Raw genomic sequence first — 12,764 nt, forward strand, 5'->3', positions numbered from 1 at the left:
ACGCACCCCTATGACAGTACGCGCAGGCATCCTCGGCGCGACCGGAGCCGTCGGACAGCGGCTCATCCAGTTGCTCGACCCGCATCCCGACTTCGAAATCGCCGCACTCACCGCGAGCGGCGACAGCGCCGGCAAGCAGTACCGCGACGCCGCCAAGTGGCGCATCAACATGCAGATTCCCGACGACGTCGCCGAGATGACCGTCGGCGAGACGTCGCCGGACGCGGTGCCCGACGACCTCGACATCATCTTCTCGTCGCTACCCTCGTCCGTCGGCGCGGCCGTCGAACCCGAATTCTGCGAGGAAGGCTACGTCGTCTCCTCGAACTCCTCGAACGCCCGGACCGACCCCGACGTGCCGCTGACCGTCCCGGAGGTCAACGCCGACCACATCGACCTCATCGAGGTCCAGCGCGACGAACGCGGCTGGGACGGCGCACTCGTGAAGAACCCCAACTGCTCGACCATCACGATGGTTCCGCCGCTGGCCGCCCTGGACGAGGCCTTCGGGCTGGAGCGGGTCACCGTCTCGACGCTCCAGGCCGTCTCGGGCGCGGGCTACTCCGGCGTCACGTCGATGGAGATAATCGACAACGCCATCCCCCACATCGGCGGCGAGGAGGAGAAGATGGAGACCGAGTCCCGCAAGCTCCTGGGTACCTTCGACGGCGCGGAGGTCAGCTGGCACGACGCCCGCGTCGACGCCTCCTGCAACCGGATTCCGACGCTGGACGGCCACCTGGAGAACGTCTGGACGGACCTGGCCGAGAGCGCGACCGCCGCCGAGGCCGAGGCCGCGATGGAGGAGTACCCGTCGCTGGACCTGCCGTCCTCGCCGGACCAGCTCATCCACGTCTTCGACGACCCGTCCCGACCACAGCCACGCCTGGACCGCGACAGGGAGAACGGGATGGCCATCGCGACGGGCGGCCTCCAGGAGACCGAGGGCGGCCTGCAGTTCAACTGCCTCGCGCACAACACGATGCGCGGCGCGGCCGGCGCGTCGATTCTCAACGGCGAACTCCTGCTCGAAAACGGCTACCTGTAGCCGCTCTCCGACCTCGGCCGCAGTCTGGCGGATAGCGGCTCCCTCGAAACTGCTTTCAACTGTTTGAACGGTTTTGAACGGTTCGAAACGTGTAATCCATTGATGGGTCTACGCGGTCGAGAGACGCACGATGATGGGGGACGAACTGACGCTTCTGGTGGTCGACGACGACCGTGACTGCCGGGAACTGTTCGCATTCTGGCTGCGCGACGACCACGCGGTCAGGACCGCGACCGACGGGGAGCGTGCACTCGACGAACTCGACGAGAGCGTCGACGTCGTGTTGCTCGACCGCGAGATGCCGGGACCCTCCGGCCGGGAGGTCGCCCGACGCATCGCCGACGGCGACCACGACCCCTACGTGGCGATGGTGACGTCGAGAGCGCCGGACTTCGACATCGTCGAGACGCCCATCGACGAGTACGTCCGGAAGCCGGTCGAGCGAGGTGAACTCGCGGAGGTCGTCGCACGGTTCCGGCGCCAGGAGACGTACAAGACGGCCCTGGACGAGTTGTTCGCGCTGACAGCGAGGCTCGCGACGCTGGAGACGGCCAAGAGCGACGGTCAACTCGCCGCGAGCGAAGAGTACGCGCGCCTGCGAAACCGCGTCGCGGAGAAGCGGGCAGAGGTCGACCGGGCCATCGAGGAGGCGGGGTCCGACTGGGCCGTCGCCTTCAGGACCTGCGAGGTGGCGGCGACTCAGGGGACTCGCCTCCAGCTCCATCCCTGATTGCGGCCACGCTGGCCGGGTAACCGTTGGCAAGGCGCCACAATCAGGCCACCCGATGGCAGGGAATTTATACTGGGCCGGGTCGGGAATGTGGTATGGAACGCGTCGACGTCGCTATCGTCGGGGGTGGACCCGCCGGCACGTCGGCCGCCTGGAAAGCGGCCGAGGCCGGAGCCGACGCCCTCGTCGTCGAGAAGGGAGTGCCGCGAGCGGACCGCGACCGACTGGGCCCGGACTCGACCGACGCCGCGGGTATGCTCGACTACTGGGTCGACCTCATGGACTTCGACCCCGGCGACATCCCCGACGACATCGTCCTCCACACGCTCGACGGAGCCGACTTCATCGGCCCGACAGAGCAACTCGGTATCGAGGCCACCGGCATCGAGTGCTCCTACCCCGACTTCGGCTTCGCCTTCCACCGTGCGCGCTTCGACGACTGGCTCCGCGAGGAGGCCGAAGCCGCCGGTGCGACCTACACCGTCGGCGATTCGGTGACCGGCGTCGAGACCGACCTGCGAGGCGACCAGCACCGGGACCAGGTCCACACCGTCTCGCTCTCGAACGGCGAGGAGATAGCCGCGGAGTACCTGGTCCTCGCCGACGGCCCCCAGCGGACCGTCACGCTGGACGTGCTTGACCAGTTCACCCCCGAGGGCCGCTCCATGAGTGACCACCTCGGCCCGCGGACGGCCAACCACATCGCCTACCAGGAACATCGGGAGGTCCCCGAGGAACTGCTCGAACCCGGGCGCCTGAAGTTCTGGTGGGGTATCATGCCGGGCCACACCGCCTACCCGTGGGTGTTCCCGAACGACGGCAACGTCGCTCGCATCGGGCTGACGATGCCCATCGGCCTGGACGTCGACGACTTCGACCGCTCCGAGTGGGCACTGCTTCGGGACGACGACACCGACATCCCCAGGGGCGGCGAGTACATCGAGCGCCTCATCGAGCGCGAGTACCCCGGGTACAGCCTCGACGACTTCCCGCTCGTCGAGGACCGCGGCAAGCGCGGCGGCACCGAGACCTACCCCATCTCCTCGACGCGCCCGGTCGAGTCACCGACGGCGGCCGGTATCGCCGTCGTCGGCGGCGCGATGGGCGGCACCTCCGCCTTCCACGAGGGTGGCGACCACGTCGCCGTTCGCACCGGGAAACTGGCTGGCGAACTCGCCGCGACGGGCCGCCTGGAGCAGTACAACGACGCCTGGCAGGACGCGCTCGGCGACGAGTTCCTCCGCAACGTCACGATGGCCGACATCGTCGCGGACTACGGCCCCGCGGACTGGGACCGCGGTTTCAGAGCCGCCGACACGATGCTCAACCGTGGTCACTTCTCGCTGTTGCGCGTGCTCAAGTCGGGGATAACCGGTGTGAAACTCGCCTGGCAGTACAGACAGCGCAAACGGGGCTACGCGAACGGTGCTTACGCCCAGTTCCGGGAGAACGAGTACGTCATCTAGACCGTCCGTAGTCCCGTCCTCGTCGGGGTCTTAGCTGCCGTCCGTAGTCCCGTCCTCGTCGGGGTCTTAGCTGCCGTCCGTAGTCCCGTCCTCGTCGGGGTTTCCGCCACTGTCATGCCCGGTCGCTTTTCCGCTCGCGCTATCGTCCAGTTCGTCCTGGGGGTCGTCCCGGCTGTCGGAGCGGTCGACGCCCCGCGGGAAGAAGGAGAACGGACTGCCCTCGGTCGCGTGGTCGTCCAGGGCCGTCAACACGCGGAGGTAGCGACGCGCGTCGGCCAGCGACCCTTCGACGTCGGTTTCGCTCCAGGAGCCGAAATCGTAGAGGAGTTTGTCCCGGTGCTTGCGGGCGGTCTGCATGGCTTCCACGAGGTCGTCCTCGACGTCGGTACACCGCAGGAGCAGTTGCTCGCGCTCGGCCTGGGACAGTCCCCAGAGCCACTTCTGCGTGCTCGTCGTCCGCCGGTGGTCCGGGACGACGAGTTCGTCGTGGACGAGATGCAGCGTGTAGCTCTCGACGAGAATCTGCGAGAGGCTGTAGAACCACACGCGGTAGGTGTTCATCGCCGCCGCCCCGACCTGTTCGGGCGTACTCGACAGCGAGGTGTCGATGTCGAACATGTCGGCGTACTGCTCCCAGGCGTCGACGAGGGTGCCGCCAGGCGACCCCTTCGAGAACCCCGCGAGCGTCCCGTAGAGCTGTCTGACCGTCCGCTTCGTGCTGTCTTCGGGAGACAGCGTCGGCGTCCCCGCACCCGGCATCGGGAACGGCGACAGCGGGAAGCCAAGCGCCGGCGGGACGTCCCCCGTGCCGGTCGCGTCGAACTGCTCGAACATCCGTCTGAACGGAGCGAACGGGTCCGTGTTGTCAGTCATTGTCTCCCTTTGGAGGGGACCCCACGTGAGTCTGTTCCCGCGAAGTTCATCTGTCTGGGCCGGTTACTCGAGAGTGCGTGCCTTTAGTCCCCGCCAGAGCGGACCTGCATGGGTGCGATGACAGCGCGGCGAACCCGGGCACGCGACACTCGCAGTTGGGACGCTTCGGCGTCCCGCAGCGCGCTCGCGGGCACCGCCCGTTCGCGCGATGGGTGGCCGTCACACGGTCACCTGCGGAGACGGCGACAGCCGTCTCGGCACACGACTCCGCGTAGCGGAGTCCGCCCGGCACGAGGGTTAGCCGACTGACACGGCACACCGCCAGGAATGACGTCGGTCGTTAGTGTTCCGGGCGTACATTTTGAGTATACTATTGAAATTATTTGTGAATGATATGTATAGCGTCAACTGCAGTCTATTATTGAGACCGTATTTCTCGCGGGGAGCTCCCTCATTGCCGTATTTTCAGGGAAACAGTCGATGATAGCGGGCCTGGAATGATGTCTGCCGGGAGTACCATTTACCTGTCAGGCGTGGATGTGTGTGCTGAATTGAACGCGCGTATCGGTCAAGAGTGCGGCGTCGAATCGCTAAGTACTGAACTTCGACTGATGGGATTCTGTGATATATAGCTGGAGGTTATGACCCCCCTCGACAACCGAGGCATTCTCCTCTCTGACTGGACTCGCTGGGCGAACTCGCCACTCCGGAGCGGCGCACGACCGTTCGATGTGACGGGCGAAAGAAGCCGTGACACTCAATCCGCCTTCGAACTACTGGCCCGTGAGAGCATCGTAATTGTAGTGGTACCGAAGACAATATTGAGCGTGACAAGCACGGCCAGCGCGGGAACGAGTGTGTCATAGATGCCGCCGAATTCGGAGATCTCAAGAACGGTCATCACGTCGCGGTCAAGCACAAGTGCGCGGACCGCGTCGACCGCATAGGTCACCGGGTTGAGTTTGGCGATCATCTGCGTGGGCCCCGACAGCGAGGAGACAGGCAGGAACGCTGAGGAGATGAAAAGCAAGGGGAACAGTAGGGCATACGCGGCCGCGTCAAGCGCTTCCTGGTCCCGCGTCAGGAGAGCAAGAATGTTCGAGAGCGACATGTACCACGTCCCGAACAGGAGACAGACAAAGACGATGCCGAGGGCGCCGGGGAGCCCGGTCTCGATGCGCGCGCCCATAGTTAGGGCGAGGCCGAAGACGATCAGCACCTGGAGGACGATGCGAAGGAGTTCGGCGGCGGCCTTGCCAGCGAAGACGGCGGTCCAGTTCATCGGTGTGACGACCACCTTCTCGAACATGCCGGTCTGGAGGTCCTCGACGAGACCCATCCCCGAGGAGACAGAGGAGGCCATCGATACTTGAATCAAGACGGCGGGCACGAGGAAGGACACGTACCCGACATCTCCGAGACCGCTCTGTTCGAGGGCGAGTGCGCCGGCCTCGCCGAAGACTGCAGCGAACATCAACAGCGAGAGAACCGCCATGACGACGTCGAGGAAGACGGCGGTCGGATCCCGGATTGCCTTACGGTTCCAGCGCTTGAAGTTCACCCAGATGTCTCCGACCACGCCGTTGCCGGACGGCGATGACACACGCGAGGATTCGGAGTCGAGGCCAGGCAGACTCACGCTTCCCCCTCCCCTGATTGTTCGAGATCGGCGATCTGGTCGTCCGCGATGGCGAGGAAGACATCGTCCAGCGAGGGCTCTTCGATGTCGAACCCAATTACGGAAATTCCCGCGTCCTGCAGCGCAACCAGGAGTTCTGTCCCGCGGTCGCTGGCAAACTGTGTGGCCACCCTGAGACTGTCCTCGGTGGTATCGATGGTCACGTCGGCTCCGAAGAGGTCGCTGTTGCGCGCGATGTCTGCGGCCTCCGTGACCGCCGCCGGGCCACCGTCGATGTCGATTTCAAGTCTCTCTCCGCCGACGCGCCGTTTGAGTTCGTCGGGAGATCCGTCTTCGACGAGAGTCCCCTCGCGGATGACTGCGAGACGGTCACAGAGCGCGTCGGCCTCCTCAAGGTACTGGGTCGTGAGGAATATCGTCGTCCCGTTTTCGTTGATACGCTCGAAGTAAGCCCATAGTCGGTTGCGCGCCTTGGGGTCGAGACCGGTCGTCGGCTCGTCTAGGAAAACGAGTTCCGGGTTGTGGATGAGCGCCGTGGCGGCGTCGAGACGCTTTTTCATCCCGCCCGAGAACTGTTCGGCAGGGGTGTCGCTGGCGTCCGCGAGGTCAACCAGTTCGAGGAGCTCGTTGATCCGACCCTCCCGCTGGGCGCGGGCGACTCCGTAGGCTTCACACGCAAACCGGAGGTTCTCTCTGGCAGTCAGTTCCTCGTCGATGCTTGTCTCCTGAGCCATGTATCCGATCGTCCCTCTGACGGCGGTCCGTTCGGACGTTACGTCATAGCCGTTGATTCGTACCGTTCCGGCGGTTGGTTCCAGTAGCGTCGCCAGCATTTTGATTGTCGTCGTCTTGCCCGCCCCGTTCGGCCCGAGAAAGCCGAAGAACTCGCCTTTCGGAATCGACAGCGAGATGCCCTTGACTGCCTCTGTCCCATCCGAGTAGGTGAGCGATAGATCCTCAACCGCCACCGAAGGCTCCCGGTCGGTGAGTTTGTTCCTCGTGTCGTCTGCGGTGTAAGAGCAACTCGGTTTTACCATGCGTTTGAATTTTTCCCGGTACTGCTCCGAGAGAGTTCTGTGAGGTATCGATGTGGGTTTTTTAAATGAACCGTCTGATATGCGGCGTATGAAATACATCCAGGCCACCGTTCGGGTTGACCCTGACGAGGCACCGACGTTTTTCAATCTACTTGCGAACTCGCCCAAGATCGAGGAAGCGCGGGTGCTCGACGTGAATACGACGCTGGAAGGCATCGACAACTACCTGTTTGCGATTATCGGTGACCCCACGACCCTCGCCGAGGAGGCCACCGACACGCCAGGCGTCGCGTCAGTCGATCTCTCCGAGACTCGCAATGGGATCACCTACGCTGTCGTCGTCGTCAACTCCCTGGAGACGCCGATGTACGACGCCATCCAGCGAGCAAGTTCCCAGGGCGGGCTCGTGATACGGACGCCACTGATCTACCGTGACGGGAAACTGTACGGTCGCGGCGTCGGCGATCCGAAACCGCTGCAGCAGGCACTCGAAGACACGCCGGACGCGCTCGATGTCCAGATCGACGAAATTGGCCGCTTCCGTGGCGGGCTAGACGACCCCGTATCGACGCTGAGCGACCGGCAGCAGGAGGCGCTCAAAATCGCGCAGGAACTCGGCTACTACGACCAGCCTCGCGGCGCGACCCACGAGGACGTGGCCAAAGAACTAGGGTGTGCACCCGTGACGGCCAGCGATCACCTCCAGAAGGCGGAAGGAAAAGTCGTCAACGCCGTGCTCGACAAGTTCGGACCGTCGGTCTGAAATAACTCGGCTTTGTACGTTAGTCCGAAAAGTCTGTTATCGGCATCATCCGTTCATGCGACCGTCTACTTCAACTTGCAAAGCCGAGTAACCAATAGAAGGCTCGTGATGGACTCACCCTCTATATTCAGCACGCCATTCGTATCGTCTGATGGTGATGTCCAACAGAGCCCCTCGCAATATGTCGTTTCCACTTTCACCGAGCCTCCTAGTAGATTGTCGTCCGGTAGTGTTCCGGGCGTACATTTCAGATATTCTAATATTATTATCTGCAAATAATATAAATAGCTTCAGTCAGAGTCTTCCGTTGAATGAGATTCACCCGTAGTAGCCGCTCTTTCTCACCGAATCGCAGAAACTGCCGATGATGACGAGCTTGGAATGAGGTCCGCCGGGAGTACTGGCAACTGTCGGCTTCGGATGACCGTGCTGTATACACCACGCGAAACTTGCACGGAGTTCTTCCTCGCTTCCAGAGAAGTGAATCGCTCGATACAGACAATCAAGTGTACGCCGTCACGAACTCGCCTTTCGTCGGCGATAGATTCCGAGCATCGATGCGAGGACAGCAAGAATAATCCACCCGAGCACAGCGTTCCACACCGTGACGGCGGGGATTGTATCGATGAGAAGCCAAGTCCCGGCGAATACGTATCCTCCCACGAGTAATAAGAGAATATAGGACTGGCGTCGTTCAATCGCGTCGAGTCGGGGTTGGAGGGCAGACTCGTCCATACAAATGCTACTGTAATGACATTTGATATTTTTGGCGGTCAAGTACTGCTCCGAGACGAGTTCTTCTGTTCAATACGCACACTCATTCTAACGACTTATTTGCCGAGTTTTGAGTGAAGACAATATATTCTGAATCGTACTCTGACACTCTCCCCGAAGCAGATCAAGCAATGAAGAAAGAACGACGTGAAGAGTCCCTGAGAGAGTGCAAATTACGCCCAATCAGGTGACGTCCTCAATCAACTCGAAGCCATTCTTGAATTGAACACGATCGTCGAACCCATTTCGTGAGAGTGCAGAGACGATACCCTCACCAGCGTCGATATCAGTCGTCACTATACACGCGAATTCTACATCACCCGCGTCGAGACGCTCTGCTGCAACTGCTGCGAGCGCAGTATCTGCTTTCTCGATTTGGTCCTCCGGCCGGTTCGACGACTGAGCGATAAACGTCCGCGTGTCGTCCATCACTTGTGACACGGAACTGTTCCTGTAGTCCGGTTCGTCAGCGACCGTCACCCACCCTGCGTCGATCGCGCTGTTGATCGGGGTCTGGCCCGGTGTACTCCGATCCGGAGCACCACCAAGTTCGTCGTACACACGCTGTGGAATCACGAATGAGAGATCGTTCCGCTGGGCGAAGCGCTCCAGTGCAGCGTACTTGTTATTCTGCTGGCGGCCACAGGCGACGAACAGCCCTGTATCCGCGACCCAGACGACACCCTCCTGCATCGGAGCGAATGTCCTACTCATCTGTGCTAGCCGTCAGACCTCTGTCTCAGGCGGCTGATCACGTGCACTCCGGATATCCTCGAAGTACGGATCGACAGACTTCATCTCTAGTACGACTTCTCGAAGAGCCTGCAAGACAGCAATAGCGAAGGCATGTTGTAGATCAAGCTCGCGGGCAGCCACTCGTTCAGACATCTCGCCTTCAGCATAGGGGATTGCGTATGTGAGTGCGGCCGCGAGTTTTCCCATACCGTGCTTTTCGAGCAGGAGATCAAGGTCTTGGTCTTGGGGTGAACGTCCGAACGCCTCGATAAGGGTCGGTGTCACTGTGTACTCGTCTCCGTCAAGGTTGGCGGTGAGTGTGATTGGAACCGCCGAATACGTGTGCGTTTTCTGTTCCTCATCTCGCGCCAGTACGCCGAGTTCGACGAGTGTACCCGTGTCCGAGTACGCAGTCGTCCGCGGCATCTCGAGTGCATCAACGATGCCATCGATTGTGACTTCGCCTTCCCTGAGGACAAATGTGTACAGTCGTGCCAGCCGCGGCTCCTCCAAAAGCTGGGCAACCGACAGGAGGCCGTTGACGGCCCGCTCGGAATCTCCGGCTGTCTTCGACATACAATATATAATTCGTGTATTGAATAATAGTGTTTGGGTCGAGGCCTCAATGGAGTGTTGTTTCCGTCCACTACCCAGTCCAGATATTCGTCCATCACACTCAGAAAGTTCTACTAATCCATATTCAACAATTGCATCTTGACATAAATCGAATTATTATGTGTCAGTAGCTAGAACGTGCGATTTTATTCCCACTGACCCTACTAGTAGAAACTCTTCCGGTAGTGTTCCGGGCGTACATTTTGAGTATGCTATTAGAAACATCTACAAATAATATATATTGCTTCAGTCTGGGTCTATCGTTGAATGAGGCTCTCCCGTAGTAGCCGCTCTTTCTCGCCGAATTTCTGACACCGCCGATAATGACGAGCCCGGAATGAGGTCTGCAGGGAATACTGATATCTGTCAGATTTGGATGACCGTGCTCAATACAGCGCGCGTATCGGTCACGAAAGCCGAGTCAAGAGTTCCCTGAACGAATCATCTGATAGAGAGCGTGGAGCAGTCCCCCATCAGTATCCACCGGTGTGATCGAGAAGCCGACCCAAACGGTAAGAAGCTATGAGGTGGATTCTATGATACCCTCCCGGCATCTGCTCAACCGGACACGGCAGTTCACGCTTCAGTACGGGACCAGGGACTCAGAGGACCACCTGTCGTAATTTGCTCATCAGCAAGGAGCCGATCGTGTACCAGACATGCTACAATGCCAAACAGCGCGGCCACGATTCCGACGACGCCAAAGGAGGAAATCACGAGTTCGCTCCCGTTTACCAGGAACACCGACGTGAATACACCCAGGATGAATGAGCCATGAAAAAACGTCGCGGCGAGCACCGATTGGGCCCGGACGGTCAGGTAGGTGTAAATCGGCGACAAAGCCACAGTTGCGACAGTCATCGTGAATATCCCGACCACTGGTTGGTTCGGGAACTGGAGTCCGAGAAGGATGAGCGGGGTGTGCCAGATCCCCCAGACCAAACCCGTCCATAGCGACAGTTTCCAGAATCCGAGTGGTGCCAATTCCGTAAGCAACAGCCCCCGCCAGCCGAGTTCTTCGCCGAGGGCGGCGAGCGCGAAGAGCGTTCCCCCGAGGACGAGTCCCAGTCCGGCCAAGAGGACGACTACCGGAACGCCGGTCTGTTCCAGTTCGGCAATCGTGTCAACGGCCTCCGCCTCTGTGAAACCGAGTTCGAGCAAGAACGCCGAATATTCTGTCGTAAACGTCGTGCCCGGAAGCGCAAGACCGACGCCAATCATCGCGGCAGTAAGCCCAACCGGTGCTATCCAGGCGAAAACAATCCACCGAATGCGCCCTCGGTAAAAACCAGTTCCCTTCCGAATGGATGCTCGGCGATACCGGAGAAGTGTAATTGCCGCGATGGCAGGGGCCCCCATGAAGACAATAGTACCAATGCCCTGCCCGGTGCTACTTCCGATATCGACATTGGCGAAATAGAGCACAGTCACACCACCCCAGGAGATAGCAAACGTGAGGACGAGGAACTCCGATACTTTTCGAATATCTACCGGGGTTCGTTGTACTGTTCTTTCTGACACATGGACATGTTCGTTCAATACAATAATAACACTAGGGTCGACGATTGATACGCACGCATACTGAGTAGCCGGTTCACGGCCCTCAGAGCTGAAAGCACATCCATTCGAACAGTTCTATGATACCTACGAACATCATCAGTTCGAATAGAAGGCCCACCGACAACTATGCTCAGGACAGCCGATGGAAGCTGAACGAATAGCACACTAGGAGCCCGTGCTGCATACAGCCTCTATATCTTACACGCACCTTCTGACACTATCTCGATAGGTTTTTGAAATCCACAACCAATTATGCACGCATTCGGAAGGCTGTACTCCTAGATTCTTTCCAAGGTACTCGTGGTAGATTATAACGTTTCAGGCCACTTAGCACTCAATTCTACTTCCACCGTGCCTACTAGTAGTTTCTCGCCCGGTAGTGTTCCGGGCGTACATTTCTGAAAGTTAAGAGTATTATTTGCAGATAATTCGGCGCGATCGTGATGCTGGCGTATCCTGTTCGGAGTACGTCACGTTTCGATTGCTGAATAGAGGGCTCGTCTTCAGCAGATCAGCGTTCGATCTGATTTCTTCACTATAGCAAGACGGGTTATACTTCCTGTTCTTGGTTTGCCAGGCGTAAAATCCCAGAGATACACCTCTCAGTAGGCCCTGACAGAGCCCCTCATGAACGCTTGGTTTCTGTCTTTGCTAGTGGCAACTGCACTCCCCACCCGCGGAGCGATCCCGGACTCCAGCCAGCCACGAGCATCACCACAACGAGTGCATAGCCCGAGAGGATAAACGGGTACATCTCGGGTGCAAACCCCGTCAGTTCGCCGGTCATGTTTCCGAACGCGTGGAACAACAGTACTGCCAGAATGCTCCGACGAGTATTGTTGTAGACCCAGACGAGGATGATGGTATAGAGCACGAGCATTGGGACCCACCACGACAGTTCCGGTTCGAAAGTCGTGTTGGCGTAGTACCCGGGAAAGAAAACGAAGGGTGCGTGCCAGATCGCCCAGGTCGTACCGTTGATGACTCCTGCAGTAAGCGCACTCCAGCGTTCTTGCAACCGATCAAGCCAGTACCCGCGTAGCCCGATCTCTTCGACAAGGGGGAAGACAAAGGCAAACGCGACGAGCGAGAACAGCGCCGCTGGATCGAACAAGCGATCAGTCGAAATGAACTCCAGCGGCTCCACGGTAACCCCGAACAATAGCGCTCCACCCGCCAAGAAGAGATTGAACAGTGGCCAGTACAGGACGATGACGAGCCCCCAGCGCGGCTCGATTCGTCCGACTTCGATCAGTCGCTTGCCAAGGTCTGATAGGCCGTCCCAGCCCCGGGTAAGCCACGCCAACAGCAACCCCGCCAACAATGGACTCAGGCCGCCGACGAGGAACAGTCCGACGTTGGGAAACGACCAGACAGACTCGTCTGATAGCACAATCGGAGCCCAGAACAGAAATGCCCACCCCAAATAGAGGAGCGGAAACCCCCACGGCGTTGCGGTGCGTGCTAACCGACCGAGACGCCCCGCTGGACGACCACGATTTTCACTGCTCATGTGAGAACTTT

General features: G+C 59.8%; 12 protein-coding genes. 4 read left to right on the plus strand and 8 right to left on the minus strand.

Annotated elements, in window-relative coordinates; genetic code table 11:
• Window positions 1-10: 10 nt before the first annotated feature.
• The 3 genes from asd (at window position 11) to WDJ57_RS19680 (ending at window position 3,244) form a co-directional block, all read left to right on the plus strand.
• Entirely contained in the window at window positions 11-1,048 is a 1,038-nt protein-coding gene (gene asd / locus WDJ57_RS19670) for an aspartate-semialdehyde dehydrogenase (RefSeq protein ID WP_338902703.1), read from the plus strand.
• 130 nt (window positions 1,049-1,178) lie between these two features.
• Window positions 1,179-1,778, plus strand: coding sequence for a response regulator (locus WDJ57_RS19675; RefSeq protein ID WP_338902705.1), 600 nt, complete (start codon window positions 1,179-1,181; stop codon window positions 1,776-1,778).
• Between the two features lie 95 nt (window positions 1,779-1,873).
• The gene (locus WDJ57_RS19680; protein WP_338902707.1) at window positions 1,874-3,244 is read left to right on the plus strand and encodes an NAD(P)/FAD-dependent oxidoreductase; all 1,371 of its coding nucleotides are present in this window, start codon (window positions 1,874-1,876) and stop codon (window positions 3,242-3,244) included.
• A 66-nt stretch (window positions 3,245-3,310) separates the two neighbouring features.
• Here the strand turns inward: WDJ57_RS19680 and WDJ57_RS19685 are convergent, their stop codons facing one another.
• From WDJ57_RS19685 to WDJ57_RS19695, 3 genes are all read right to left on the minus strand, one after another.
• On the minus strand, window positions 3,311-4,117 hold the full coding sequence (locus WDJ57_RS19685) for a hypothetical protein (protein WP_338902709.1): 807 nt from the start codon (window positions 4,115-4,117) through the stop codon (window positions 3,311-3,313).
• Between the two features lie 757 nt (window positions 4,118-4,874).
• On the minus strand, window positions 4,875-5,756 hold the full coding sequence (locus WDJ57_RS19690; protein ID WP_338902711.1) for an ABC transporter permease: 882 nt from the start codon (window positions 5,754-5,756) through the stop codon (window positions 4,875-4,877).
• Complete coding sequence (locus WDJ57_RS19695) at window positions 5,753-6,793, minus strand: ATP-binding cassette domain-containing protein (protein WP_338906320.1); 1,041 nt, start codon at window positions 6,791-6,793, stop codon at window positions 5,753-5,755. The genes WDJ57_RS19690 and WDJ57_RS19695 overlap by 4 nt, the downstream gene beginning before the upstream one ends.
• Window positions 6,794-6,881: 88 nt before the next feature.
• Here WDJ57_RS19695 and WDJ57_RS19700 point away from each other — a divergent pair, with 88 nt between their 5' ends.
• Window positions 6,882-7,556, plus strand: a complete 675-nt coding sequence (locus WDJ57_RS19700; protein ID WP_338902712.1) for a helix-turn-helix domain-containing protein — start codon at window positions 6,882-6,884, stop codon at window positions 7,554-7,556.
• A gap of 516 nt (window positions 7,557-8,072) precedes the next feature.
• Here the strand turns inward: WDJ57_RS19700 and WDJ57_RS19705 are convergent.
• The 5 genes from WDJ57_RS19705 to WDJ57_RS19725 all read right to left on the minus strand — a co-directional run bounded on the left by WDJ57_RS19705 (window position 8,073) and on the right by WDJ57_RS19725 (window position 12,753).
• Window positions 8,073-8,291 carry a hypothetical protein gene (locus WDJ57_RS19705; RefSeq protein WP_338902714.1) on the minus strand — a complete coding sequence of 73 codons (219 nt, stop codon included), beginning with the start codon at window positions 8,289-8,291 and terminating at the stop codon, window positions 8,073-8,075.
• Between the two features lie 222 nt (window positions 8,292-8,513).
• A complete protein-coding gene (locus WDJ57_RS19710; protein ID WP_380630227.1) occupies window positions 8,514-9,044 on the minus strand; it encodes a hypothetical protein in 531 nt (176 codons plus the stop codon).
• A 12-nt stretch (window positions 9,045-9,056) separates the two neighbouring features.
• The gene (locus WDJ57_RS19715) at window positions 9,057-9,641 is read right to left on the minus strand and encodes a DUF7437 domain-containing protein (protein ID WP_338902716.1); all 585 of its coding nucleotides are present in this window, start codon (window positions 9,639-9,641) and stop codon (window positions 9,057-9,059) included.
• 615 nt (window positions 9,642-10,256) lie between these two features.
• On the minus strand, window positions 10,257-11,201 hold the full coding sequence (locus tag WDJ57_RS19720; protein ID WP_338902717.1) for a CPBP family intramembrane glutamic endopeptidase: 945 nt from the start codon (window positions 11,199-11,201) through the stop codon (window positions 10,257-10,259).
• A gap of 664 nt (window positions 11,202-11,865) precedes the next feature.
• Complete coding sequence (locus tag WDJ57_RS19725) at window positions 11,866-12,753, minus strand: CPBP family intramembrane glutamic endopeptidase (protein ID WP_338902719.1); 888 nt, start codon at window positions 12,751-12,753, stop codon at window positions 11,866-11,868.
• Window positions 12,754-12,764 lie beyond the last annotated feature (11 nt).

Source organism: Salinibaculum sp. SYNS191, from assembly GCF_037338445.1.
Lineage (GTDB): Archaea > Halobacteriota > Halobacteria > Halobacteriales > Haloarculaceae > Salinibaculum > Salinibaculum marinum.